This is a genomic window from Marinobacter sp. R17, assembly GCF_003789045.1.
Lineage (GTDB): Bacteria > Pseudomonadota > Gammaproteobacteria > Pseudomonadales > Oleiphilaceae > Marinobacter_A > Marinobacter_A mangrovi.
Map to the genome: position 1 here is coordinate 101416 of NZ_RHGZ01000002.1, position 25873 is coordinate 127288.

The window sequence follows — 25873 nt, forward strand, 5'->3', positions numbered from 1 at the left end:
CGCGCCCGATTCAGAACCGCTGGCTCAAGCATTGACGGAGGACACCGCATGGCAATTCATACGCGGCGAAGCGAAGATGGTCGCACGCTGGTTATCAGTATTGATGGACGCTTCGACTTCAGTTCCCATCAAAGCTTCCGCGATGCCTACGAACACGATGATCAGGACGTCAGCGATTACGTCATTGATATGTCTGAGACCACCTATCTGGACAGCTCCGCGTTGGGCATGCTCCTGTTGCTGCGGGATTACGCCGGCGGTGATGCCGGCCGCGTCCGCATCGAGAACTGCAATAGCGATGTGAGACGGATTCTCAGCATTTCCAATTTCGAGCAGCTGTTCTCCATCCAGTAAACGGGAAGAGACGTTACGTTGGACGATGTGCAAAAGGACGCGCAGACGTTGCGCATCCTGATTGCCGATGACAGCGAAAGCGACCGCCTGATTCTCAGTACCATGGTCCGGCGTCAGGGCCATGATGTCATGACGGCTGCTGACGGTATCGAAGCGGTGGAATGCTTTCGGCGTTTCCAGCCCCAGATCGTGTTGCTGGACGTGATGATGCCGCGCATGGACGGTATGGATGCGGCACGCCATATCAAGGCGCTGGCGGGCGAATCGCTGGTGCCCGTCATTTTTCTGACGTCCCTGTCCGACGCCGACGCCTTGGCCCGCTGTCTGGAAGCCGGCGGCGATGACTTTCTCTCCAAGCCCTACAACCGCATCATCATCGAAGCGAAGATCAACGCCTTTAATCGCATGCGGGTGATGCACCGGACCCTGAGCCAGCAGCGGGACGTGATTCGTGCCCACAACCAGCGACTGGTCAACGAGCAGAATATTGCCAAACGGGTTTTCGACAATGTCGCCCACACTGGCTGCCTGGATGCGCCGAATATCCGCTACCATGCCTCGCCCATGTCGGTGTTTAACGGCGACATCCTGTATGCCTGTCCGCGTCCGTCGGGTGGCATGAATATACTGATCGGCGATTTCACCGGCCACGGTCTGCCGGCGGCCATTGGGGCCATGCCGGTGGCCGAGATTTTCTACGGCATGACCAGCAAGGGCTTCCTGAGCGGCGATATCCTGCGCGAGATCAACCAGAAGCTGTGGCGCATCATGCCCAAGGACATGTTCTGTTGCGCCGCCTTTATCGAGCTTGACCTTCATCTGGGCAACCTCAGTATCTGGAATGGCGGATTACCTTGTGGCTTCCTGCTGCGCCGGGGAGAGGCCGTTGAACGACTGACCTCGGCCCACCTGCCATTGGGGGTCGTCGCGGCGGAACGCTTCAGTGTGGATGTGGCCCGTTACAAGGTCGAAGAAGGGGACACGGTGCTGTTTGCCACCGATGGTGTTCCCGAAGCCATGAACGCCGAGGGCGAGATGTTCGGCGAGACCCGGCTGGAAGCCGCCGTTGCCGGTACGCCCGACGACCAGTCGGTGCTGGATGCGGTGCTGCGGGCGGTAGCCCGGTTTACTGGCGCCGAGGAATCCAGCGATGATCTGACGGTGTTGACCGTCGACGTGGTACCGCCGGCCGAGGTTGAAGAGCTGCCATTGCGGGTCACCCAGTCGGCCCTGAGCGGGCCGGCTACCTGGTCCTGTGAGTATGAGGTAACTGGCGAAACGCTGGCCCAGTTCAACCCGCTGCCGCTGTTGCTCCACATCTGTATGGAGGTGCCCGGTCTGCGCCGGCGGGGTGGCGAAGTGTACACTGTGCTCGCGGAGCTTTACACCAACGCCCTGGAACATGGGGTGTTGGGACTGCCGTCTGTCTGGAAGAATTCACCGGAAGGGTTCGGCCAGTACTATGCCGAGCGGGAACGCCGACTGCGAACCGTGGGCGATCATGCGGTGCTGTTCCGCCTCGAACACAAGACCGGCCGGAACGGCGGTGAGTTGCGGGTGGTGTGCCGGGATAGTGGCGTGGGCTTCAACTATACTGAGCAGACACAAAGGACCGTCCCTGAGGCCGGGTACGCCGGCCGCGGGCTGGCGTTGCTGCGACAGCTGTGTGACTCGCTGACGCACCATGGCACGGGCAATGAAGTCGAGGCGGTCTATCGCTGGACGTTCGATCCCGACGAATCGGAACAACACACGGGTTGAACCGGGATGACGGAGCAGGCAGTGTAGCCGACCTCCGTTGGCGGCGCGTTCCCGAGGGGGCACGTCCGGGGCATCGTTGAGGGATGCCCGCTGATCCAAGCTGGACAAGGTGATCCGCCGGCCAAGCCGCAGGCCGGCCGGATGACAAGGAGACAATCATGAACGACAAGCCACATCTGGACGATGACGCGCTTGCGGAACTTCAGGAGGTTATGGAAGGTGAGTTCGACGTGTTGATCAGGACCTACCTGAGCGACTCGTCGGAACGGCTGGATACACTGAGATCGGCAATCAGTGATCGTGACGCCGACGCCTTCACCCGATCCGCCCACAGCTTCAAGGGAAGTTGCATCAACATTGGTGCGCCACGACTTGGCGCTTTGTGTGCCGATGCGGAAATGGCGGGCAAGGAAAATCGCATTGAAGATGCCCGCCACGTTCTGGACGATATCCAGAGCGAATTTGCTACCGTCCGCGAGCTGCTTGAACGCACCCTGATGCCTTGAAGCCGGAGTCGGCCTGTCGGGCCGGCCCTTGTGCCGGTGGTCCGACAGGTCAGCGCGGGCGGGTGCCCGCTCAGCGAGCACCCGCCCGCCGGATGGAATCTGGCATCTTAATTGCTCCAGTCCCTGCAACACTGATTGATTGATGCCTAGCGGCAAGAGGTTGCCATGTCCGGACTGGTGCTTAACCCTGCATCACCCACACCCGATAAAATGTTGGACCGATCCTCGTCGGCTGGAGACTCGGAACGTTCCGGAGAAGCGTTCCAGGAAGTGTCCAACCGCGAACAGTCTCGCCTGGAGCAAAAGGAGGCGCAGCAGGACCGGGCCCAGCGCCGGGCGGAAGATGAGCGTCTGCAGGAAAAACGGGCTGAGCGGGCCGATGCCAACGAGCGCCAGGAAGAAAGCGCCCGGGCGGACAAGGCCGAAGAACAGCGGCGTTCCGATGACGCCAAGGCCAAGGATGCCAAGGGCAAAGAGGCCGATGCCGCCGACGATGACAAGTCGGTCGCGGAGAGCCAGGCCGACAAGAGCGAGAAAACGGTGTCTAATGAGGAAAAGGACGGCAAGGATCAGAAAGACGACAAGCGGAAAGACGATGCCGCTGCGCCGATGCTCTTCTCCATGCCAACCAATGTGCCGGTGGAAGGCGCCAAAACATCCGCAACCGACGGTCCATCGACCTCGTCTTCTGCCGCACAGAATCCGCTGCAGGGGCTTTCTCTCAAATCGCTAGGTCAGGGGGCATCGGGCAACAGTGCCCAGGACGGGAACAGTGACGGCCTGGGGGCCGGTAAGTCGGACGCCGTCAGCACGCTGCTTGGCAAGGGCGCTGCCGCCGAAGGCAAAGCCCTGGATTTCTCTGCCCAACTGGGTCGCTTGCAGGGAGACAGCAGCACCCAAACGTCGGTGCAGAATAACGCCACCAGTCTGCAACGGGGGCTTGAAGGTCGCGAAACCATGGCGCCCCTGAAAAGCTATTCCACCAGCATTGATCTGCCGGTTCAGCACGCCGAGTGGGGCGACAAGATCGCCGGCAAGCTGGCCTGGCTCACCAGTCAGCGCATGTCCGCCGCGGAAATCCACGTGACCCCGCCGGACATGGGACCGCTGGAAGTCCGGGTTCAGGTGCATCACGACCAGGCCCAGGTGACGGTCCACGCCACCCATGCCGCCGTCCGGGACCAGTTGGAACTGAACGGCCACCGTCTGCGTGACATGCTGCAGGAGAACGGGTTGAACCTGGATCGTTTTGAAGTGTCCGCTGACACGGCAGACCAGGGCGCCCAGCAGCAACTGCAGCAGGAGGATGAGAATGGTGGCAATGGCAGTGGCAGCCTGGCCGGAGAGGGCGAGGAACTTTCGACCGACGAATCCGGCACGCTCGCCAGCGGTCAGCTTGATCTGAGCTGGCGTGGCGAAGTGGATCTGTACGCCTGACCGCCCGGTCAGGCTGGCTTTCCCCTCCCGCTCTTCGCGACGAATTTTCCGTCAGACCCCGTCAGAATGCACGGAACGTGCGTTCGTGGTTTATGTCTCCGCGTCCAAACGCTAAACTTCTGTTTTCCAAAAGATCTGACTGGAAGCGGCTATCTGGAGCAGGATTGGCCTGTTCCTTGCTGCTAACATCTCCAGACAGCGTGATATGACAATAATCTGACTGTAGGACTTATGGCGGAAAATACCGAGCAGGCCCCTGCGGGCGGGGGTAAAGGCAAGCTGAAGCTGATCATCGGCCTTGTCCTGATCATTATTCTGGCGGTGGGGCTGTCGGTGGCCGGCACCCTCTGGTTCCTGAAATCCGATGACGGTGCTGCCGCCGATGAAGCGGCCGCCGACGAGACGGCCGAGCCAGCATTCCAGTCCAGCCACTACTACGCCATCACCAAACCGTTTGTGGTCACACTGTCCACGGACGGGCGCCAGCGTTACATGCAGATCTTCCTGGCGCTGCAAAGCCGCAACCAGGGGGCGCTGGACGTCGCGCAGGCCAACATGCCGCTGATCCGAAGCCGGTTGCTGACCCTGTTTGGCGGGCAGGATTTCCAGGCCATGCAGACGCCTGAAGGCAAGGAAAAGCTGTTGCAGGAGACACTGGACACGATCAACGGCATCCTGGCGGAGGAAGGCGGCGAGCCGATCGACCATGTCCTTTTCGAAAATTTTGTGTTGCAGTAGCTATGACAGATTGTGGCCGATTGACTAATCTCGAGGTCGGATAGGGACTATGCAGGACTTACTCTCACAAGACGAGATCGACGCGCTCCTGCACGGCGTTGATGACGGCGATGTCGACACCTATGACGACGTCGACGATACCGGCGTCAAGAATTACGACCTGGCCAGCCAGGATCGGATCGTGCGCGGCCGGATGCCGACGCTCGAGATGATCAACGAGCGATTTGCCCGTTACACCCGCATCAGTCTGTTCAACATGCTGCGCCGCAACGCCGACGTTTCCACCGGCGGCGTGCAGATCATGAAATTTGGCGAATACATCCACACGCTGTACGTGCCCACCAGCCTCAACCTGGTCAAGATGCGCCCGCTGCGCGGCACCGCGTTGTTTATTCTCGACGCCAAGCTGGTCTTCAAGTTAGTGGATAACTTCTTTGGCGGGGAAGGTCGGCACGCCAAGATCGAGGGCCGCGAGTTCACGCCCACCGAGACCCGCATCGTGCAGATGATGCTCGATCAGGTCTTCAAGGACATGCGCGAGGCCTGGAATGCCGTCCTGAAAATGGATTTCGAGTACCTCAGCTCCGAGGTCAATCCGGCGATGGCCAACATCGTCAGCCCCAGTGAAGTGGTGGTGATCAGCACGTTCCATATTGAGCTGGACGGCGGCGGTGGCGAGCTTCACATGGCCTTGCCGTATTCCATGATCGAACCGATCCGGGATGTGCTGGACGCGGGTGTCCAGAGTGATATCGACGAAGTCGATGAACGCTGGGTCAATGCCCTCCAGGAAGACATCAAGGCCGTGAATGTTCCGGTCAATGCCACGGTCTGCCGACGCCGGATGTCGTTGCGGGAAATCGCCAAGCTCAAGGCCGGCGATGTGATTCCGGTGGAGCTGGAAGAAGAGCTGACGGTAACGGCTAACGGCATTCCAATCTATCAGGCCCAAATGGGCACCCGCGACGGGAATCTGGCGCTGCGGGTCACCCGTCGCATGAACCGGCCCAAAGTGAAGAAGCAACTGAAGGTGAACAGGCATGGCTGAAGACGACAAAAAGAAAGAGGGGCAGGAGATGAGCGAAGACGAAAAGCTCGCTGCCGAGTGGGAAGCCGCCATGTCCGAATCCGGCGATGATGCGGCTGACGGCGAAACCGCTGCCGAAGACGGCGGTGAACGTGATGACGAATGGGCGGCCGCCATGGCGGAGGCCGGTGCCAGTGAAGAGGATGTGAAAGCCGCACCGATGGAAGAGTTCGGCCAGGAAAGTGCGATCTCGGAAACCGGCACGGGTCCGGCTCCGGATCTGGATGTCATCCTGGATATTCCGGTGACCATCTCCATGGAGGTCGGGAACACCCAGATTCCCATTCGTAACCTGCTGCAGCTCAACCAGGGGTCGGTGATCGAGCTGGACCGGTTGGCGGGCGAACCGCTGGACGTGTTGGTCAACGGCACCCTGATCGCCCATGGTGAGGTGGTCATGGTGAACGAGAAATTCGGTATTCGCCTGACGGACGTCATCAGCCCGGGCGAGCGCATCAAGCGACTGTCAAAATAAGAAAGCCTGACCCCCGGCCCGGCCGATGGCCCGGGCCTGACGGGTGGGTGGAGGTATTCCCTTGTATCGCATCCTGTTCTGCGGATGGCTTCTGCTGCTCAGCGCCCCGTTGCTGGCCGAAGAAAAAAATGGCGCTGGTGCGGTCACTCGCGGCGCTGATAACCTCACATCACTGATGAGCCTGGGGCTTGGCCTGATTGTCGTCATTGCCCTGATTTTTGGCTGTGCCTGGCTGGTCAAGCGGATGAACGGCCTGTCCGGCATGAACAACCAGGCGATCAAAGTGGTCAGCGTCATGCCGGTGGGCGCCCGCGAGCGCATTGCCCTGATTGAAGTGGGCGGCACCCAGATCCTGGTGGGCATTACCGCCACCGCGATCCGGACGCTGCATGTCTTTGACGAGCCAGTGGTCAGTGGCAGCGTGGGCGGCGACAGTGAGTTTGCCAAGCGACTGCAGACCATGCTCGGGCGCAGCTGGGGTGATCGCTCGGCCTCCCGCAATGACCAGGGAGGTGATGCGTGACCCTGTTGGCCCGAAGCCTTAAACTGTGCCTGACGTGCCTTCCCCTGTTCCTGTTTGTTCTCCCGGCCCAGGCGGCCGATATCCCCGGAATCCCGGCGATCACCGTAACGCCGGGTCCGGATGGCAATACCCAGGAGTATTCGGTCACCCTGCAGGTCCTGGCGCTGATGACGGCGCTGACGTTCCTGCCGGCCATGCTGATGATGATGACGTCGTTCACCCGCATCATCATCGTCTTTTCCATCCTGCGTCAGGCGCTGGGGTTGCAGTCCACACCGTCCAACCAGATCCTGCTGGGGCTGGCGCTGTTCCTGACCATCTTCATCATGCGGCCGGTGTTCGAGCAGGTGAACGAGACGGCGTTACAGCCCTACCTGGCTGAACAGATGGCGCCCCTGGAAGCGGTCGAGGCCGCCTCTGAACCGTTCCGCAAGTTCATGCTGGCCCAGACCCGGGAAGACGACCTGGGGCTGTTCATGCGCATTTCCGGCGAAAAGGCGGCCAGCCCCGACGATGTGTCGTTCTGGGTGTTGATGCCGGCCTTCGTCACCAGTGAGTTGAAGACCGCCTTCCAGATCGGTTTCATCCTGTTCATACCCTTCCTGGTCATCGATATGGTGGTGGCCAGTGTGCTGATGGCGATGGGGATGATGATGCTGTCACCCATCATTATCTCGCTGCCATTCAAGATCATGCTCTTTGTGCTGGTTGACGGCTGGTCCCTGATCATGGGAACGCTGGCGGCCAGCTACGGACTGTAGGGGAGGTCGGCCATGACCCCGGAAACCGTGATCGACATCATGCGCCAGGCCCTCTGGCTGATTGTCCTGCTGTCGGCGATCATCATCGGGCCAGGCCTGATTGTCGGTCTGATTGTCAGTACCTTCCAGGCGGCCACGCAGATCAACGAGCAGACGCTGAGTTTCCTGCCGCGCCTGCTGGTTACCTTGCTGTCGATCATCGTGTTCGGTCCCTGGATGCTGCATCAGCTCATGGATCACGCTGAACGGCTGATCACCAATATTCCCTACCTGATCGGTTGACGATGGCACTGGAGATCGCCGCCGACGGCGTGGGGCAGTGGGTCGGGCAACACGTCTGGCCGCTGTTTCGCATTGCCAGCTTCATGATGACGATTCCGTTCGTCGGCGCCGCTCTGGTGCCGGCCCGGATTCGCCTGGGACTGGCCTTGCTGATGACGATCCTGGTGGTCCCGATGATCGGCGATGTGCCGAAAGTCGACGCGCTGAATGCCAACGCGGTGGTGATTACCATCCAGCAGGTGTTGATTGGTGCCGGCCTGGGCTTCGTGCTCACGGCATTGTTCCAGCTGTTCGTGATTGCCGGCCAGATGATTGCGATGCAGATGGGGCTGGGCTTCGCTTCGATGGTGGATCCGGCCAATGGTGTAAACGTACCGGTGCTGTCGCAGATTTACACCATTACGGTCACGCTGCTGTTTCTGGCCATGAACGGCCATCTGGTGGCGTTCGAAGTCTTCCTGGAGAGCTTCCGGACCATTCCCATCGGGACTGGCGGACTGGGACCGGATGCCTACTGGGAGCTGGCACACCGGATCACCTGGATGTTTGTCTCCGCCATGCTGCTGGCCCTACCGGCGGTGACGGCGGTGCTGATCGTGAATATCTCGTTCGGGGTCATGACCCGGGCCGCGCCCCAGATGAACATCTTCTCCCTCGGCTTCCCGATTGGCCTGATTTTTGGATTGTTTGCCATCTGGGTGCTGCACGCCAATTTTCTGCCACACTTTGACGACTACACCCGGCAAACCTTTGATTTCATGCGCTCCATAGAGCGAATCCCCTGATCCGACGGGTTGACGGCGATGGCTGAAGAAGACGACAACAGTCAGGAAAAAACCGAAGAGGCCACCCCCCGAAGGCTTGAAAAGGCCCGTGAAGAGGGGCAGACGGCCCGTTCCCGTGAACTGGCAACCATGGCCGTCCTGCTGGCGGGCGCCAGTGGCCTGCTGATGTTCGGTTCCACATTGGGGGCATCCCTCGAGCGCATCATGCGCTACAGCTTTTCCTTCGAGCGTATGGTGGCGTTTGACACGAACTATATGACCACCATGCTGGGAGCCGCCGCCCAGGATGCCGCCGTCGCGTTGTCGCCCATTCTGCTGTTGCTGCTGGTGGCGTCCATCTTCGGGCCGATAGGCATCGGCGGTATTCTGTTCAGTGGCAAGGCCATTGCCCCCAAGCTCAGTCGTATGGATCCCCTCAAGGGGCTCAAGCGGATGTTCTCGCTACGGGCGCTGATCGAGTTGGTCAAGGCGGTGGCGAAAGTGGCGCTGGTGATGGTTATCGCGTTGGTGATCCTCGACCAGCGCACCGACGACTTATTGGCAATCGCCGAGGAAGCACCGATTCCGGCCATGGAGCACGTGTTGTGGACGTTGGGCTGGAGCTTTTTCCTGCTGTCCTGCGCCACCATCATCATTGCGGCCATCGATGTGCCGTTCCAGATCTACGACCACCAGAAAAAGCTGCGCATGACCAAGCAGGAGGTCAAGGACGAGTTCAAGGACACCGAGGGCAAGCCGGAGGTCAAGAGCAAGGTCCGTCAGCTCCAGCGGGAGATGGCCCAGCGCCGGATGATGCAGGATGTGCCGACGGCCGACGTGGTCATTACCAACCCGACCCATTATGCGGTAGCGCTCAAGTACGACCAGAAGAAAATGGCGGCGCCGGTCGTCGTGGCCAAGGGCGCCGATCAGGTGGCCTTCAAGATCATGGAAATCGCCCGGGAGCACAAGGTGGACGTCTTGCGCACGCCGCCGCTGACCCGGGCGGTCTATCACAACACCGACGTGGGCGGCGAGATTCCCCAGGGCCTTTATGTGGCGATTGCCCAGGTATTGGCCTACCTGTACCAGTTGCGGCGTTATCGTCGTGGGCAAGGGCAGCGGCCGGGTATGCCGGACTTCCCGATTCCCGGTGATTTGCGGCGGGATAGCTGAGTTGGGGGACTTCAGCAGATCTTGGGGGCTGAAACCAATGGATGCCATCGCTTCCGCCGCCCTAGAGGGCCATCCCTGGCCCGCTATTGCGGCCAAGGACATCCGTGTCCTTTTCTCCAGCGATGGCATCCATTGGTTTCGATTAAGTCTCTCTCAAGCCTCTTGAGTGCCCCGCGTAATCATGGTGGCGTAGGTTGGGCTGACGAAGGAAGCCCAACATTCCATGTTTAGGCGTGACATTGTTGGGCTTCCTTCGTCAGCCCAACCTACCCATCGAGGTGCCGCCAGGCGCCCGTGTCCAGCCGCTAACTCCGCGCGTCCAGAATTCGAACCAGCGGCGTCCCGCGGCTTTCCGGAATCGGCAATCGCCCGTAGTATTCCTCAGGATCAATCGCCCGAACGTCATCGAACCCCAGGCCGGCCAGGTGCCGGGCACCGGATTCGCCATCGCGGAAATGAAAACTGACCTGGGCCCGGGTCATCTGGCCCAGCGCGCCGCGCAGCACATCCAGGCCACGGCCCAGAATTTTCCCTTCGGGCTTGAGATAGGTTTCCGTCAGGTAGGCCGAGCCCGGTCTTGCCGCCAGACAGCGCGCGAGCCGGCGCCAGAACTGGCTGATGTCGTCGAGCGAGAAGTAGCTGGTCAGGCCTTCGGTTACCACCAGCAGCGGGCGAGCGGCGTCGAACTGATCCTCAATCACCCGTTCCAGCGCCAGCGGGCCGCCATCGGCAAAAATATCGATGGGCCGAACCTGATGATGGTCCCCCAGATAACCGTGGGTGGCGAGATACGCTGCCTTGCGGGTAGCCATGGCCGGCAGGTCGGTTTCCAGCATCTGCAGGTGAGGGAAGCGCTGGCGCAGGCGGATGCCGCGGGGCGACAGGCCGCACGCGATTTCCAGTATCTGGCTGATGCCGCGCTGTTCGATGGCTTCGTGAATCAGCTGGTCGATGATCAGGTGGCGTTGCAGAAGAAAAGTGCGGATATTGCCGCCGGTAACCAGGCGACTGAGCCCCTCAAAAGGCGTCATCAGGTTGTACAGGGCGTGGCCGGCGGGTGGAGTGAGGCCGTCTTCCGACAGGCCATTGTGCTGCCAGACGGCGCCGGTGTAGAGGGCGGTAAAGCTGATGCCGGTGCTGTCGATCGGGCGGGGCATGGGCGATCCTTGTTGTTGTCAGGGACGAGCCCTGACAACAGGCGCTCCGCTAAGAGGAGCGCCTGCTCAAGGCCCGACCTATTCTGCCGCCGGGGAATCGCCGTTGGGAATGGTCGAATCGCCCCACGCAGCCTGGCTGCCGGGCAAGATCAGGTTCAACCCGATGGCCACCACCGCGCACAGAGCGATGCCCTCCACGTGACCCAGGGCCATGCCGCCAATACCGAAGACCAGCGTGACACCGGCAATCACCAGATTGCGGGCTTCGGACAGGTCGACGTGGTGACGGATCAGCGTGTTCAGACCGACGACGGCAATGGAGCCGAACAGCAGGCACAGGATGCCGCCCATGACCGGTACCGGAATGGTCTGCAGCGCGGCGCCAAACTTGCCGATGAAGGCCAGCAGGATTGCCACGATGGCCGCCCAGATCATCACCCGCGGGTTGAAGTTGCGGGTCAGCATGACCGCGCCGGTGACTTCGGAATAGGTGGTGTTGGGCGGACCGCCCAGCATCGCCGCAGCGCTGGTGGCCACGCCGTCACCCAGCAGGGTGCGGTGCAGACCCGGCTTCTGGATGTAGTTCTTGCCCGTGACCGTGCCGATCGCCAGTACATCGCCGATGTGCTCAACCGCCGGCGCAATGGCGACAGGAACCATGAACAGAATGGCGCCCCAACCGAATTCCGGTGCGACGAAATCCGGGATGCGCAGCCAAGCCGCCTCACTGACCGGTGACAGGTCGACGATGCCCATGATGGCAGAGGCGATGTAGCCCACGATCACGCCGAACATGATGGGGATCAGCCGGAACATGCCCTTGCCCAAGACCGCGAAGAGAATCGTGGTCAGCAGGGAAATCATCGAGATCCAGATCGCGGTGTTGTAGGGGATGAGCTGCGCACTGCCGTCGCCGGCCTTGCCCATCGCCATGTTGACCGCCGTGGAAGCCAGACCCAGCCCGATGACCATGATGACCGGACCGATGACGACCGGGGGGAGCAGGCGGTTCAGGAAGCCGGTGCCCCGCAGTTTCACGGCGCCACTGAGGATCATGTAGAGGACACCCGCGGCCACCAGGCCGCCCAGGGTTTCTTCCATGCCGAATTTGGCCTTGGAGGCGATGATCGGCGCAATGAAGGCAAAGGAGGAGGCCAGGAAAATGGGGATCTGGCCGCCGGTGATGATCTGGAAGATCAGGGTGCCGATACCGGCGGTGAACAGGGCAACGTTGGGGTCCATACCGGTGATCAGCGGCATCAGGACCAGGGCGCCGAAGGCGACCAGCAACATCTGCGCGCCGGCGAGGGCCTGGCGCCATACCGGCTCGTTCGGACTCGTCTGCATGTTTAGTTTTCCTTCTGTTTGGTGCCGAAGATCTTGTCGCCGGCATCACCGAGCCCGGGCAGGATGTAACCTTTCTCGTTCAGCCGCTCGTCGATGGACGCGGTGTAGATGGAGACATCCGGATGGGCCTTCTGGACCTTGTCGATGCCTTCCGGCGCCGCCACCAGGACCAGGGCACGAATTTCCGTGCTGCCGGCCTTCTTGAGCAGGTCAATGGTGGAGATCAGCGAGCCGCCGGTGGCCAGCATGGGATCGACGATCATCGCCATACGCTGGTCCAGTTCGCCGACCAGCTTTTCCAGGTAGGTGCTGGCTTCCAGGGTTTCTTCGTTACGGACCTGGCCGACGACGCTGACGCGGGCGCCGGGGATCAGGGTCAGGACGCCTTCCAGCATGCCCATGCCGGCACGCAGGATGGGGACAATCGTCACTTTCTTGCCGCTCACGCGATCCACTTCCACCGGCCCGGCCCAGCCCTGGATGGTCTGTTTTTCCAGCTGGAAGTCCTTGGTGGCTTCGTAAGTCAGCAGGGCCGTGATCTCTTGCGCCAACTCACGGAAGTTCTTGGTGCTGATGTCCGCCCGGCGCATCAGGCCGAGTTTGTGGCGGATCAGGGGGTGCTTTACCTCGAGGACGGGCATGGCTCACCTTCTTTTCTAAAATAGGGACATAAAATCTCACCAAGGATACCTTACTTCCCCGATTCAGTCAGTCCGGGTAGGCCGCAATCCCCTTGTCGGGCGGGTTGAGCGTCGGTTGGTACGCTTATTGCGGAATACCCTCCAGATACAGTCGTGCCGTCAAAAAAACGACATCTCGGCACGTGAGATACCCTGTTTACTGGAGAACATCGGGTCGTGGACAGAGCGCTGGTCCTCAATAACGTCAAATCGCTGACAAACGGCAACCTGGGCATCCCGGTCCTGCTGATGGCACTGCTGGGCATGATGATCCTGCCCATGCCGGTGTTCCTGCTGGACGTGCTGTTCACGTTCAACATCACCCTGTCCATCGTCATCCTGCTGGTGTGTGTGTACGCATTGCGGCCAATGGAGTTTGCCGCGTTTCCGACGGTGCTGCTGGTGGCCACCTTGCTGCGTCTGGCGCTGAACGTGGCGTCGACCCGGATTGTCCTGCTCAACGGTCACGAAGGGGGCGACGCCGCCGGTAAGGTGATCGAGTCGTTTGGTGCCGTGTTGATCGGCGGCAACTACGCCGTCGGCCTGGTGGTCTTCGCCATACTCGTCATCATCAACTTCATGGTCGTCACCAAGGGTGCCGGTCGGGTGTCGGAAGTCAGCGCCCGCTTCACCCTGGACGCCATGCCCGGCAAGCAGATGGCGATCGATGCCGACCTGAACGCCGGCCTGATCGATCAGGACGAAGCCAAGGCCCGTCGCGCCGAAATCGCCCAGGAGGCGGATTTCTATGGCTCCATGGACGGTGCCAGCAAATTCGTGAAGGGCGACGCGATCGCCGGCCTGTTGATCCTGTTCATCAACATCGCCGGCGGCGTGGCCATCGGCATGATGCAGCACTCGCTGTCGTTCGGCGATGCCATGCGCAGTTACGCGCTGCTGACCATCGGTGACGGTCTGGTTGCCCAGATTCCGTCGCTGCTGCTCTCCACCTCCGCCGCCATTATGGTGACGCGGGTCACCTCCAGTCAGGACATGGGCCAGCAGATCCTGTCCCAGATGTTCACCGCACCGCGGATTCTGTTTATTGCCAGCGCCATCCTGATCATCCTGGGCATTATCCCGGGGATGCCGCACGTGGCCTTTATAGGGCTCGGTCTCATTGCCGGCGCGGGCGCCTACTACATCTGGAAACGCCAGCAGCAGGTGGAAGAGGACGAGACCGTCTTTCCGGCGCGTGGGGGCGGTATGCCGCGCTCGGCGCCTTCCGGCGGTCCGCAGGGCGGCGGCGATGGCGCGCAGAAGCAGGCCTTGCCCGGTCCGCAAACCGAATCCCGGGAACTGGGCTGGGACGATGTGTCCACGGTCGATATCGTCGGCCTGGAAGTGGGTTACCGCCTGATCCCCATGGTGGACAAATCCCAGGGCGGCCAGCTGCTGACCCGGATCAAGGGCGTGCGCAAGAAGCTGTCTCAGGATCTGGGCTTCCTGATGCCGTCGGTCCATATCCGCGACAACCTGGACCTGATGCCCAACGTTTATCGCATCACCCTGATGGGCGTGACCATTGCCGAAGCCGAGATCCACCCGGACCGGGAACTGGCGATCGACCCGGGGCAGGTGTTCGGCAAAATTGAAGGTATCGAGGGCAAGGATCCGGCGTTCGGCCTGGATGCCAGCTGGATCGAACCGGACAAGAAAGATCAGGCCCAGACCCTGGGCTACACCGTGGTGGATGCCAGCACCGTGGTGGCGACCCATCTTAACCAGATCCTGCAGAAGCACGCCCACGAGCTGATCGGTCACGAGGAAGTCCAGAAGTGGCTGGAGCAGTTGGAGAAGATGTCGCCCAAGCTGGCGGAAGAGCTGGTACCCAACACGATTTCCATCAGTCTGCTGCTGAAAGTCCTGCAGAGCCTTCTGAAAGAAGAGGTGCCGATCCGGGATATGCGGTCGATTGCGGAAGCGGTCGTCAATGTACAGCCGAAGACCCAGGACGCCCGGATCCTGACAACAGCCGCCCGCCAGTCCCTGCGTCGGATGATTGTCCAGAGCATCTGTGGCAACGAATCCGAGATCCCGGTCATCACCCTGGATCCAGAGTTGGAACAGATGTTGCTGAAGTCCATGCAACAGAGTCAACAATCCGGCGGTCAGGACGATATCGGTCTGGTGCTGGAGCCCAACATGGTGGAACGGCTCCAGCGCTCCCTGCAGGACGCGGCCCAACGTCAGGAAATGATGGGCAAGCCCGCCATCCTGCTGGTTTCGGCGCCACTGCGGCATGTCATGGCGCGCTTTGTGAGTTACGGGGTCGAACGCCTGCACGTCCTGTCTTACCAGGAAGTGCCGGACAACAAGCAGATTACGATTGTCGCGTCGGTGGGCCAGCAGTGAGGCTCGCCCAGCAACAGCAAGGCGTCGCGGGCCGCGGCGCCACCGGAGGTAGGTCATCATGAAGGTTAAACGGTTTTTTGCTCCAACCATGGCGGAAGCCCTGAAGATGGTTCGCCTGGAGATGGGAGAGGATGCCGTCATCCTGTCGAACCGGCGCGTGGACGGGGGCGTCGAAATTGTGACGGCTCTCGACTATGACGAAAATCTGGCGCGCCAGCGTCTGGGCACCGCCGCGGTCGAAGCCACCAATGGCGCCCGGCTGGCCGAAATGCAGGCGGAACAACATCGCCGCCTGGAGGAAGAACTCGGCCGCTCGCGGGACCGTATCCGGGAAATTCGTGAAAAGCGCCAACCCCGTGAGCAGGACATTCTTGATTTCACCACGCCGGAACCGGCGGCTGCCGAACCCGCTCAGGACGCCACCCATGCGGCCCTCGAAGCCATGCGGGCGGAAATCCATTCGCTGCGGGATATGGTCAACGAGCGTCGTTCTCCGGCCGCTGCAAATGGACCGGCAAACGACCCGGTGGACGCGAGTCAGCAGCGCCTGATGGAGCGACTGGAAGAGTACGGACTGTCCCACACGCTGGCCTCCACGCTGTCTCGTAACGCGGCTGGTGTTCGACTGGAAGAGGGCTGGAAGCGGGCGTTGCGCACGCTGGCGGCCGGCCTGCGCACCCAGCAGCAGGAACTGGTCGAGCAGGGTGGTCTGGTCGCGTTGGTGGGCCCCACTGGCTCTGGCAAGACCACCACCATCGGCAAGATGGCGGCGCGTTATGTCCTGGAGCACGGCGCCGATTCCCTGGCGCTGGTCACCACCGACCGTTATCGGATCGCGGCACATGAGCATCTGTTTGTATTCGGTCGCATCCTGAACGTGCCGGTGCGGGTGGTGGATGAGAGCCATTCCCTGGACCAGATCCTCGATGACCTGTCCGATAAACGCCTGGTTCTGATCGACACGGCGGGCCTGACCCATTCCGATCGCGGCCACCAGGAACAGCTTGAGGAGCTGGCTGCAAGCCGGCATCCGGTCAAGCCTTACCTGGTGCTGGCAGCCACCAGCCAGCCTCGCATTATGAAATCCACGTGGCATTGCTATAAGATGGCGAATCCGGCCGGGTGTATCATGACCAAACTGGATGAAGCCCTGACACTCGGCGAGGTGCTAGGCTTTGCCATGGAAACGGGTCTTCGGGTGGCGTATTACACCGATGGGCAGCGCATCCCCGAGGACATTCATCCGGCACAGGCGGCTCCACTGGTCAGACTGGGTGTGGAGCGTCTGAAACAGGTTCGGGAAACCGCTGTGGTTGCAGCCGGCGCCTGAGGCCCGGGAGTCCGCCGGAACAGCCGCAGGGCGTTCATGGGCTCCACTATCGAGCCGGTTATCAACCGGCCATCCTTATCAAGAGTTGTCGTGAGAGACTGTATCCGGCATGAGTAGAGTTAACCCGGTCCAGGTGATCGCCGTCTCAGGTGGCAAGGGCGGCGTTGGCAAGAGCAACGTTTCGGTCAACCTGGCTATTGCACTGGCACAGATGGGGCGTCGGGTGGTGGTTCTGGATGCCGATCTGGGGCTGGCCAACATCGACGTCCTGCTGGGTATCACTGCGAACCACAATCTCAATGATGTGCTGAACGGCGAGTGCGACCTGCGCGATGTCCTGGTCGACGGCCCGGGCGGCATCAAGATCGTTCCCGCCTCGTCCGGCACCCAGCGGATGACCCAGCTGACGCCCATGGAGCACGCTGGCCTGATCAACGCCTTCAGCGAACTGGGCGATCAGATCGACGTGTTGATCGTTGACACCGCTGCCGGCATTTCCGAATCGGTGGTCAGCTTCCTGCGGGCGTCTCAGGAATTGCTGCTGGTGGTCTGCGACGAGCCCACTTCCATTACCGATGCCTACGCGCTGATCAAGCTCATGAACCGGGACTACGGGGTGAACCGGTTTCGCATCCTTGCCAACCAGGTTCGCAACGAGCAGGAAGGCAAGCATCTGTTTGGGAAACTGACCCGGGTTACCGAGCGATTTCTGGATGTTGCGCTACAATATGTGGGCATCGTCCCTTACGACGAAGCCGTCAAAAAAGCGGTACAACGGCAGCGTGCGGTGCTTGACGCTTACCCACGCGCCAAGGCCTCGCTGGCGATCAAGGCGCTGGCCCAGCAGGTGGACAACTGGCCGCTCCCGTCTTCTCCACGGGGGCATCTCGAATTTTTCGTTGAGCGCCTGGTGGACGCCTGATGGAGTACCCTGACCGACAGGTGGCGTGGTATGACGGTCGATTGAAACACACGGGTAATCCGGATTGATGACGTTGGCAAAAGGCCTGGGAATCTACCAACAGACGAGCTCGCGCAAATCGGCCCATCAACTGGTCGAGGATCATGCGCCGCTGGTGAAAAAGATCGCGTTGCATGTGTTGGCGCGATTGCCCGCCTCTGTCCAGCTTGAAGACCTGATGCAAGCCGGCATGATCGGCCTTCTCGAGGCCGCTCAGAAGTACGACGCCGGCAAAGGCGCTTCCTTTGAAACCTATGCGGGTATCCGCATTCGCGGTGCCATTGTGGATGAGATTCGCAAGGGCGACTGGGTGCCGCGTTCCGTCCACCGCAATTCCCGTCGCATCGCCCAGGCGATCAAGGCCGTCGAAGACCGGACCGGGCGCGAGGCTCAGGATCACGAAGTCGCCGACGAGCTGGACATGACCCTGCCGGAGTACCATGCCTGCCTGGCCGATTCCAACAGCGGCCGTCTTTTTAGTCTGGATGAGCTAAATGAATCGGGAGAGCTGCCGATAGACAATGAAGAGGCCGTGCCCGATCGTCCGTTCGAAGAGCTGTCGGCAGCCGGATTCCAGCGCAGTCTGGCCGAGGCGATCGCGGCGCTGCCGGAGCGGGAAAAGCTGGTGTTGAGTCTGTATTACCAGGAAGAGCTGAACCTGAAAGAAATCGGCGCCGTCATCGGTGTCAGTGAAAGTCGGGTCAGCCAGATTCACAGTCAGGCGGCATTGCGCCTGAAATCACGTCTGACGGATTGGCAGGAAGCCCGTTAGCCACGCCGTTCAAAGCCGGTTCGCAAAACACCGGTGGAGCAGGGCAGAATGGGCGGACGCGCCACATCAGGCGCGACAAGCAAAAAGTTGACATCGAATTCCGGGAGCTTGTGGTCAGCGTTGATGCCCAGGCTACGATCCCGGAACTGTAGTTTTTGGTAACGGACGCTTTACAGCGGGCGTTGACGCGACAGAATAGGCGGTGCTTTCAGTGGCGCCGGTATCGTATGGATTGCCGGACACTGAACTGGACGCTGGATTGGTATTCCGGGCTGTAATGATTGGAGGTCCCTTTGGACAAAAACATGAAAATTCTGATCGTGGATGACTTCTCCACGATGCGACGGATCATCAAGAATCTGCTTCGCGACCTCGGTTTCACCAATACTGACGAGGCGGATGACGGCAACACCGCGCTGCCCATGCTCAAGAGTGGCAAATACGATTTTCTGGTCACCGACTGGAACATGCCGGGCATGTCCGGATTTGAACTGCTGCAGGCCGTTCGCGCGGACGAGAACCTCAAGAACCTGCCGATCCTGATGGTGACGGCGGAAGCCAAGCGTGACCAGATCGTGGCGGCGGCTCAGGCCGGCGTTAACGGTTACGTCGTGAAGCCGTTTACGGCGGCTGTCCTGAAGGAAAAGATCGAGAAGATTTTCGAACGCATCCAGTCCTGAGTATCAGAGCGCCAATCATGGGCACAAAAAAAGACAAGGCCGGCTCCCTCGATCCCGATGTCGTTGAGAAGCTGCAGCACCAGGCGGAAGAACTGAAGCAACAGGTGGACGCCGGCGATTACGCCGCGGCGATGCGCCTGATTAATGAACTGAATGATGTCCGGGACCAGAGCCTTTACCGTGAGGTTGGCCGGTTGACCCGCAGCCTCCACGAGGCCATTCGCAACTTCAATATCGATCCGCAGAACCCGGAGCAGCAGGAAGCCCTGTCCAAGATCACGGACGCTTCCGACCGGTTGGCGTACGTGGTGGACATGACCAGTCAGGCCGCCAACCGCACCATGGACATCGTGGAAGAGGCGATGCCCAAGGCCAACAGCCTGCGGGAGCAGGCCGTCGCGCTGCGAGCCGACTGGCACAAGCTGCGCCGCCGGCAAATCGGCGCCGGCGAATTCCGCGAGCTGTACAACCGGATCGACAACTTCTTCGAACAAACGGCCAGCGATGCGGAAGCCCTTTACGGCAACCTGTCCGAGATCCTGCTGGCGCAGGACTTCCAGGACCTGACCGGTCAGGTCATCCAGAAGGTCACGGCGCTGGTCAAGGAAGTGGAAGAACACCTGCTCAGCCTGGTGGTCATGGCCAGCCATGTCGATGAAATCACCGGCACTGTCCATGATATCGGCGAAACAACGACAACAATCGAAAAAGGCGAAGGCCCTCAAATGAACGCCAAAGAGCGTGAGGATGTCGTATCCGGCCAGGATGATGTCGATGACCTCCTGTCCAGCCTTGGTTTTTGAGTGAGGACACTGCATGGCGCTTGATGCTGACGAAGAAATTCTCCAGGACTTCCTGGTAGAGGCTGGTGAAATACTCGAAAAGCTGTCCGAACAGCTGGTGGATCTGGAGCAGAATCCGGATAACGGGGATCTGCTGAACGCGATCTTCCGTGGGTTCCACACCGTCAAGGGTGGTGCCGGCTTCCTGCAGCTTGAAGCGCTGGTCAATTGTTGTCATTCGGCGGAAAACGTCTTTGACACCCTGCGTAACCACAAGCGCCGGGTCGACTCCGATCTCATGGACGTGGTCCTCGAAGCCCTGGACAACGTCAATGCCATGTTTGACCAGGTACGCAACCGGGAGGAACCGACACCGGCCGATCCGGCATTGATCGAGGCGCTGGATGCCCTGGCGTTGCCCGAAGGTGAGGCCCCCGCCGCACCCGAGCCGGAGGCAGCTCCCAAGCCTGAACCGGCGGCTGAAGCCGGCGGCCATGCGGACCAGGGTGATATCACCGACGAAGAATTCGAGCAGTTGCTGGATGCCCTTGAGGATGAGAAATCTTCATCCGGCGACAGCAGCGGCGGCGATCAGATCACCGACGACGAGTTCGAGAACCTGCTGGATGAGCTGCACGGCAGGGGCCAGCACAGCGGCAAGCCGGCAGAGGATGACAAACCCGCCGCTACCGGACATGCCGGCGACAGCGGCGGCGATGAAATCACCGACGATGAGTTCGAGAGTCTGCTCGATGACCTCCACGGCAAGGGGCAATTCAAGGGCTCCGTCGAATCGGAGTCGAAGGGTGGGGGTTCATCGGATGCGGCCGCCAAGACGGCCGGTGGCGATGAGCTGATTACTGACGACGAATTCGAGAACCTGCTGGACGAACTGCACGGCTCCGGCAAAGGCCCCGGTGTCCCGGGCGTCAGCCAGCCGGCGGCGAAGAAACCGGAACCGGCACCGGCGCCCAAGAAGGCTGAGAAACCGGCGGCTCCCGCCAATAAGGACGAGAATAAATCGCCCGCCACCCCGGCCGTTCCACAGCGGGACACCCAGCCGGCTGCCGAAACCACCGTGCGCGTGGACACCAAACGCCTCGACGACATCATGAACATGGTGGGCGAACTGGTGTTGGTGCGTAACCGCCTGCAGCGCCTGGGTAACGACAGCGAAGACGAACAGATGCACAAGGCGGTGGCCAACCTCGACGTGGTGACCACCGATCTCCAGTCCGCCGTCATGCAGACGCGCATGCAGCCGATCAAGAAAGTCTTCGGCCGTTTCCCGCGTGTGGTACGCGATCTGGCGCGCAGCCTCAAGAAAGAAATCAACCTGGTCATGCACGGCGAGGACACCGACCTGGACAAGAACCTGGTCGAAGCCCTGTCTGATCCGCTGGTTCACCTGGTGCGCAATTCCGTGGACCACGGCATCGAAGCGCCGGATGTGCGCGAAAAAGCCGGTAAGCCCCGGACGGGGGTGGTGACGCTGTCGGCCGAGCAGGAAGGCGACCATATCCTGCTGTCCATCGAAGACGACGGTGGCGGGATGGATCCGGACAAGCTGCGTCAGAAGGCGGTCGAAAAAGGATTGTTCGAACAGGACGCCGCGGATCGTCTGACCAACAACGAATGCTACAACCTCATCTTTGCCCCTGGCTTTTCCACCAAGGACCAGATTTCCGACGTGTCCGGGCGGGGCGTTGGCATGGACGTGGTCAAGACCAAGATCAGTCAGTTGAACGGTACCATTCATGTGGAGTCGGAGCTGGGTAAAGGCTCTCGCATCCTGATCAAGGTTCCGCTGACGCTGGCGATCATGCCGACGCTGATGATCATGCTGGGCGACCAGTCTTTCGCACTGCCGCTGGTCAACGTGGTGGAAATTTTCCATCTGGACCTGACCAAGAAGAACATCGTCGACGGTCGCGAGTGCATCGTTGTACGCGACAAGGTGTTCCCGATCTACAACATCAAGAACTGGCTGATCCACGGCGCCGTGGGCAACCCGGACCCCGAGAACGGTCACGTGGTCATTGTCGCCATGGGCACCAAGCGGGTTGGCTTCGTGGTGGATCAGCTGATCGGCCAGGAAGAAGTGGTGATCAAGCCATTGGGCCGGATGCTCCACGGCACGCCGGGTATGGCCGGTGCGACCATTACCGGCGACGGGCGGATCGCGCTGATTATCGATGTGCCCAGTCTGCTGCAGCACTACGGATAACAGGGGAGATGCCTGAATGACCGTTTCCGTTCTGGTCGTTGATGATTCCGGTTTCTTCCGCAAGCGACTCACCGAAATCCTGAACGCGTCGGGTAATATCCGCGTGGTCGGTGCCGCCACTAACGGTCGTGAAGCGATCGAGATGGCGGACAAGCTGCGCCCGGACGTGATCACGATGGATTATGAGATGCCCATCATGGATGGCATCACCGCCGTGAAGGAAATCATGAAGCGCCGGCCCGTGCCGGTGTTGATGTTTTCGTCGCTGACCTACGAAGGCGCCCGGGTGACGCTGGATGCCCTGGAAGCCGGGGCCGTGGATTTCCTGCCCAAGAATTTCGAGGAAATTGCCCGGGACAATAGCCAGCTCCAGAAGATCCTGCGCGAACGTATCCTGGATGTGGCGCGCAGTCGCCCCGGCACTCGACCGGCTCCGGCCGTGCCGTCCACGCCGCCACCCGCGCAACCGGCTCGCCCGCAGACACGTGGTCCTGCCAGGCCCACACCGGCACAGCGCCGGGCCGAGCCGGAAGCGGAAGCCGCCCGGTCATCGCGCAAGACCCAGCCGCGCAGTTACAGCGTGGTGGGCATTGGCACGTCCACGGGCGGCCCCATTGCCCTGCAGCGGGTTCTTACCCGTTTGCCATCCCGTTTTCCGGCACCGATCGTGCTGATCCAGCACATGCCCGCCAGTTTCACGCCGGCGTTTGCGGATCGCCTCAACAAATTGTGCCAGATTGAGGTCCGCCAGGCTGAAGACGGCGACATGCTGCGCCCGGGCCTGGCCCTGCTTGCGCCCGGCGGCAAGCAGATGATGATCGAGAACAAGGGCCCGCATGGCCGGGTGCGCATCCTGGAAAGCGACGAGCGCCTGACCTACAAACCCTGCGTCGACGTGACGTTCGGCTCGCTGGCTCGCAGCTTTCCCGGCAAGACCCTGGGTATCATCCTGACCGGCATGGGCGCCGATGGTAAGGAAGGTTGCCGGATGATGAAGCAGTCCGGTAGCGTGATCTGGTCCCAGGATGAGAAATCCTCCGTGATCTACGGCATGCCCATGGCGGTCGCCAAGGCCGGCCTGAGCGACGAAGTACTGGCCCTGGATGACATTGGCGAGCGGATGGTCGAGGGCGTCTGCTGATGGACGTGCTCAGCTTACTGGGCATCATCCTCGCCTTTGCCGCCATCCTCGGTGGCAACGTCCTGGAGGGCGGTGCGCTTGGGTCCCTGTTCAATGCGCCCGCTGGCCTGATCGTGGTGGGCGGCACGGTCGCCGCGACGATCCTGCAAACCTCCTGGCCGGTCATCAAGCGGGCGCTCAAACAGGTCCGCTGGGTGTTTGTGCCGCCTTATATCGGCCTTGAAGACGGTATCGACAAGGTCATCAACTGGAGCGTACGCGCCCGCAAACAGGGATTGCTGGGCCTTGAGGGACTGGCCGAGCGCGAGCCGGAGCGGTTTGCCCGTAAGGGGCTGCAGTTGCTGGTCGATGGCGCCGAGACCGAATCCATCCGCAGCATCATGGAAGTGGAGCTGGATGCCCGCGAGCAGAGTGATATCGAAGCGGCCAAGGTGTTTGAGGCGATGGGTGGTTATGCGCCGACCATCGGCATCATCGGCGCTGTCATGGGGCTGATCCAGGTCATGACCAATCTGGAAGACCCCAGCACTCTGGGGGCGGGCATTGCCACTGCGTTTGTGGCCACCATCTATGGGGTGGCGCTGGCCAACCTCCTGTTCTTTCCGGTCGCCAGCAAGCTGCGCGCCATTGCCCGCCAGCGCACGCGCTACGAAGACATGATGATTGACGGCCTCATCGCGATTGCGGAAGGGGAGAACCCGCGCTCCATCGAACTTCGCCTCAAGGGCTTCATCCAGTAGCAGGCACGACTATGCGACGCCGGCGCGCCAGAGAAGACGACCAGCACAACCGGGAACGCTGGCTGATATCCTACGCGGACTTCATCACGTTGCTGTTCGGCTTTTTCGTGGTCATGTATTCTGTCTCGTCGGTGAACGAAGGCAAGTACAAAGTGCTTTCGGAAACCCTGACCGGGGTGTTCAATGCGCCGCAGCACTCGGTGGAGCCGATTACCGTCGGGGATCGTATTTCCCGCCCGGAACCGCCCGCAGAAGATCAGGTGATCGCACCTCCGGTGGCCACTGCCCCGGCCAATGAAGCCAACGACGAGGAAGGGCGCAGCAAGGCCCTGGAATCCATCGCCAACCAGCTTGAAGACCATTTCCAGACCCTCATCAACAAGGGGCTGATTTCCGTTGAGACCAACGAGAACTGGATCGAACTGAGCCTCCAGAACAGCCTGCTGTTTGGCTCCGGCGATGCCGAACCCCATTACGATGCCTTCCCGGTCGTGGAGAAAATTGCCGGTATCCTGTCCGGCTACGACAATGCCGTTCGCGTCGAAGGCTTCACCGACAACCAGCCCATCCACACCGCGGCCTACCCCTCGAACTGGGAGCTGTCGGCCGCCCGGGCGGCAGCCGTTGTCCGCTTGCTGGCGAGCAATCACATCGATCCGCGGCGCATGGCAGCGATTGGTTACGGCCAGTACCAGCCAGTGGCCCGCAACGACACCCGGGAAGGGCGCAGCCGCAACCGGCGGGTGGTTCTGCTGATCTCCAGGGACGCCAGTATCCGCGGTGCCGTTCGCTAGATCGCAGTCAGCCACAGTTTCATCCGCGTTTCATTTTCGCTTCCAATCCCCTGAAACTGGCATGGTTTCTGTATTTATCCTTGTCGTCACCAGCGACGGGCAAAGGTTTGCCTGTTGCCGCGTCGTCGGCTTGCGGAAGCGGCTCAAGTTTTCCGTCACGGAGCCGATACAAAAATAAATGTCATGGCAGCGGTGAGTGCGATCTAATCAGGCACCGCAGGGTACTGCGATGAGGCTCAACGGGAGAATGATTTCGTGCGAATCTGGGCGGTCGCCAATCAGAAAGGCGGTGTCGGCAAGACCACAACGGTGGTCACACTGGGTGGATTACTGGCCGAGTCGGGTAAGCGTGTGCTGGTTGTCGACCTCGATCCCCACGGTTCGCTGACCAGCTGGTTCGGGCATGATCCGGACAGTCTGGCTCACAGTGCCTTCGATCTGTTCCAGCACAGTGGCAAGGTGCCCGAGGGGCTGCCGGCGCAACTGCTGTTGGAGACGTCCTGCCCGGGGTTGTCGTTGATACCGGCCAGTTCGGCGCTGGCGACGCTGGAGCGAAAGATGGTGGGTGTCGAGGGCATGGGGCTGATCGTCTCCCGGGCGCTGGCGCAGCTCTGGGACGACTTCGACTACGTGCTGCTGGATAACACCCCGTCACTGGGTGTATTGATGGTGAACGCCCTGGCGGCGTCACAGCGCCTTCTGGTACCGGTGCAGACCGAGTTCCTGGCGATGAAGGGCCTGGAGCGGATGATCAACACGCTCAAGATGATCATCCGGTCGCGCAACACGCCATTGCCGTACACGATTATCCCGACGCTGTTCGATCGTCGCACCCAGGCGTCCGTCCACAGTCTCAACGCATTGCGCAAAGCCTATCCCGAGGACCTGTGGCGTTTCGCCGTTCCTGTGGACACCAAGTTCCGGGATGCTAGCGAAGCGGGGCAGGTGCCGTCCGCATTCAGTGGTGACACCCATGGTGTCAGGGCTTACCGGCGTCTGCTGGATGATCTGATCGAACAGGGCAAAGGCCAGGAATGAGTACG

Annotated in this window: 26 protein-coding genes; 23 read left to right on the plus strand and 3 right to left on the minus strand. The window is 61.0% G+C overall.

Going from position 1 to position 25873, the window contains the following annotated elements; translation table 11 throughout:
- Window positions 1-48 precede the first annotated feature (48 nt).
- The 12 genes from EB809_RS02435 to flhB all read left to right on the plus strand — a co-directional run bounded on the left by EB809_RS02435 (window position 49) and on the right by flhB (window position 9864).
- Window positions 49-354, plus strand: a complete 306-nt coding sequence (locus tag EB809_RS02435) for an STAS domain-containing protein (protein WP_123633213.1) — start codon at window positions 49-51, stop codon at window positions 352-354.
- An 18-nt stretch (window positions 355-372) separates the two neighbouring features.
- On the plus strand, window positions 373-2115 hold the full coding sequence (locus EB809_RS02440) for a fused response regulator/phosphatase (protein ID WP_123633215.1): 1743 nt from the start codon (window positions 373-375) through the stop codon (window positions 2113-2115).
- 158 nt (window positions 2116-2273) lie between these two features.
- A complete protein-coding gene (locus EB809_RS02445; protein ID WP_123633217.1) occupies window positions 2274-2621 on the plus strand; it encodes an Hpt domain-containing protein in 348 nt (115 codons plus the stop codon).
- A 270-nt stretch (window positions 2622-2891) separates the two neighbouring features.
- Window positions 2892-4058, plus strand: coding sequence for a flagellar hook-length control protein FliK (locus tag EB809_RS02450; RefSeq protein WP_190294808.1), 1167 nt, complete (start codon window positions 2892-2894; stop codon window positions 4056-4058).
- Window positions 4059-4289: 231 nt separating this feature from the next.
- Window positions 4290-4796: a flagellar basal body-associated FliL family protein gene (locus EB809_RS02455; RefSeq protein WP_123633221.1), complete on the plus strand. Its 507-nt coding sequence runs from the start codon at window positions 4290-4292 to the stop codon at window positions 4794-4796.
- A gap of 49 nt (window positions 4797-4845) precedes the next feature.
- Window positions 4846-5844, plus strand: coding sequence for a flagellar motor switch protein FliM (gene fliM / locus EB809_RS02460; RefSeq protein ID WP_123633223.1), 999 nt, complete (start codon window positions 4846-4848; stop codon window positions 5842-5844).
- Window positions 5837-6358, plus strand: a complete 522-nt coding sequence (gene fliN, locus EB809_RS02465) for a flagellar motor switch protein FliN (RefSeq protein WP_123633225.1) — start codon at window positions 5837-5839, stop codon at window positions 6356-6358. The genes fliM and fliN overlap by 8 nt, the downstream gene beginning before the upstream one ends.
- 61 nt (window positions 6359-6419) lie before the next feature.
- Window positions 6420-6881, plus strand: a complete 462-nt coding sequence (fliO, locus tag EB809_RS02470) for a flagellar biosynthetic protein FliO (RefSeq protein WP_407944032.1) — start codon at window positions 6420-6422, stop codon at window positions 6879-6881.
- Window positions 6882-6886: 5 nt separating this feature from the next.
- Window positions 6887-7642, plus strand: coding sequence for a flagellar type III secretion system pore protein FliP (fliP, locus tag EB809_RS02475; protein ID WP_123633378.1), 756 nt, complete (start codon window positions 6887-6889; stop codon window positions 7640-7642).
- A 12-nt stretch (window positions 7643-7654) separates the two neighbouring features.
- Complete coding sequence (fliQ, locus tag EB809_RS02480) at window positions 7655-7924, plus strand: flagellar biosynthesis protein FliQ (RefSeq protein ID WP_123633226.1); 270 nt, start codon at window positions 7655-7657, stop codon at window positions 7922-7924.
- A gap of 2 nt (window positions 7925-7926) precedes the next feature.
- Complete coding sequence (fliR, locus tag EB809_RS02485; RefSeq protein WP_123633227.1) at window positions 7927-8709, plus strand: flagellar biosynthetic protein FliR; 783 nt, start codon at window positions 7927-7929, stop codon at window positions 8707-8709.
- A gap of 18 nt (window positions 8710-8727) precedes the next feature.
- Window positions 8728-9864 carry a flagellar biosynthesis protein FlhB gene (gene flhB / locus EB809_RS02490; RefSeq protein WP_123633228.1) on the plus strand — a complete coding sequence of 379 codons (1137 nt, stop codon included), beginning with the start codon at window positions 8728-8730 and terminating at the stop codon, window positions 9862-9864.
- Window positions 9865-10169: 305 nt separating this feature from the next.
- Here the strand turns inward: flhB and EB809_RS02495 are convergent, their stop codons facing one another.
- The 3 genes from EB809_RS02495 to upp form a co-directional block, all read right to left on the minus strand.
- A complete protein-coding gene (locus EB809_RS02495) occupies window positions 10170-11021 on the minus strand; it encodes a class I SAM-dependent methyltransferase (protein WP_123633229.1) in 852 nt (283 codons plus the stop codon).
- A gap of 78 nt (window positions 11022-11099) precedes the next feature.
- Window positions 11100-12368, minus strand: a complete 1269-nt coding sequence (locus EB809_RS02500; RefSeq protein ID WP_123633230.1) for a uracil-xanthine permease family protein — start codon at window positions 12366-12368, stop codon at window positions 11100-11102.
- A gap of 2 nt (window positions 12369-12370) precedes the next feature.
- Window positions 12371-13009 carry a uracil phosphoribosyltransferase gene (upp, locus tag EB809_RS02505; protein WP_123633231.1) on the minus strand — a complete coding sequence of 213 codons (639 nt, stop codon included), beginning with the start codon at window positions 13007-13009 and terminating at the stop codon, window positions 12371-12373.
- Between the two features lie 216 nt (window positions 13010-13225).
- Here upp and flhA point away from each other — a divergent pair, with 216 nt between their 5' ends.
- The 11 genes from flhA to EB809_RS02560 all read left to right on the plus strand — a co-directional run bounded on the left by flhA (window position 13226) and on the right by EB809_RS02560 (window position 25868).
- Window positions 13226-15403 (plus strand): flagellar biosynthesis protein FlhA, encoded by a 2178-nt coding sequence (flhA, locus tag EB809_RS02510; protein WP_123633232.1) that lies wholly within the window; start codon window positions 13226-13228, stop codon window positions 15401-15403.
- Between the two features lie 58 nt (window positions 15404-15461).
- A complete protein-coding gene (flhF, locus tag EB809_RS02515; RefSeq protein WP_123633233.1) occupies window positions 15462-16733 on the plus strand; it encodes a flagellar biosynthesis protein FlhF in 1272 nt (423 codons plus the stop codon).
- A 109-nt stretch (window positions 16734-16842) separates the two neighbouring features.
- Window positions 16843-17655 carry a MinD/ParA family protein gene (locus EB809_RS02520; RefSeq protein WP_123633234.1) on the plus strand — a complete coding sequence of 271 codons (813 nt, stop codon included), beginning with the start codon at window positions 16843-16845 and terminating at the stop codon, window positions 17653-17655.
- A 67-nt stretch (window positions 17656-17722) separates the two neighbouring features.
- Window positions 17723-18466 carry an RNA polymerase sigma factor FliA gene (locus EB809_RS02525; RefSeq protein ID WP_123633235.1) on the plus strand — a complete coding sequence of 248 codons (744 nt, stop codon included), beginning with the start codon at window positions 17723-17725 and terminating at the stop codon, window positions 18464-18466.
- Between the two features lie 293 nt (window positions 18467-18759).
- The gene (gene cheY / locus EB809_RS02530; RefSeq protein WP_123633236.1) at window positions 18760-19146 is read left to right on the plus strand and encodes a chemotaxis response regulator CheY; all 387 of its coding nucleotides are present in this window, start codon (window positions 18760-18762) and stop codon (window positions 19144-19146) included.
- 17 nt (window positions 19147-19163) lie between these two features.
- Window positions 19164-19949 carry a protein phosphatase CheZ gene (locus EB809_RS02535; RefSeq protein WP_123633237.1) on the plus strand — a complete coding sequence of 262 codons (786 nt, stop codon included), beginning with the start codon at window positions 19164-19166 and terminating at the stop codon, window positions 19947-19949.
- A 13-nt stretch (window positions 19950-19962) separates the two neighbouring features.
- Window positions 19963-22155, plus strand: coding sequence for a chemotaxis protein CheA (locus tag EB809_RS02540; protein WP_123633238.1), 2193 nt, complete (start codon window positions 19963-19965; stop codon window positions 22153-22155).
- A gap of 16 nt (window positions 22156-22171) precedes the next feature.
- Complete coding sequence (locus EB809_RS02545; protein WP_123633239.1) at window positions 22172-23296, plus strand: chemotaxis response regulator protein-glutamate methylesterase; 1125 nt, start codon at window positions 22172-22174, stop codon at window positions 23294-23296.
- Window positions 23296-24036: a flagellar motor protein gene (locus EB809_RS02550; protein ID WP_123633240.1), complete on the plus strand. Its 741-nt coding sequence runs from the start codon at window positions 23296-23298 to the stop codon at window positions 24034-24036. Before EB809_RS02545 ends, EB809_RS02550 begins: the two co-directional genes overlap by 1 nt.
- Window positions 24037-24047: 11 nt before the next feature.
- Window positions 24048-24830: a flagellar motor protein MotD gene (motD, locus tag EB809_RS02555; RefSeq protein ID WP_123633241.1), complete on the plus strand. Its 783-nt coding sequence runs from the start codon at window positions 24048-24050 to the stop codon at window positions 24828-24830.
- Window positions 24831-25085: 255 nt separating this feature from the next.
- Window positions 25086-25868 carry a ParA family protein gene (locus EB809_RS02560; protein ID WP_123633242.1) on the plus strand — a complete coding sequence of 261 codons (783 nt, stop codon included), beginning with the start codon at window positions 25086-25088 and terminating at the stop codon, window positions 25866-25868.
- Window positions 25869-25873 lie beyond the last annotated feature (5 nt).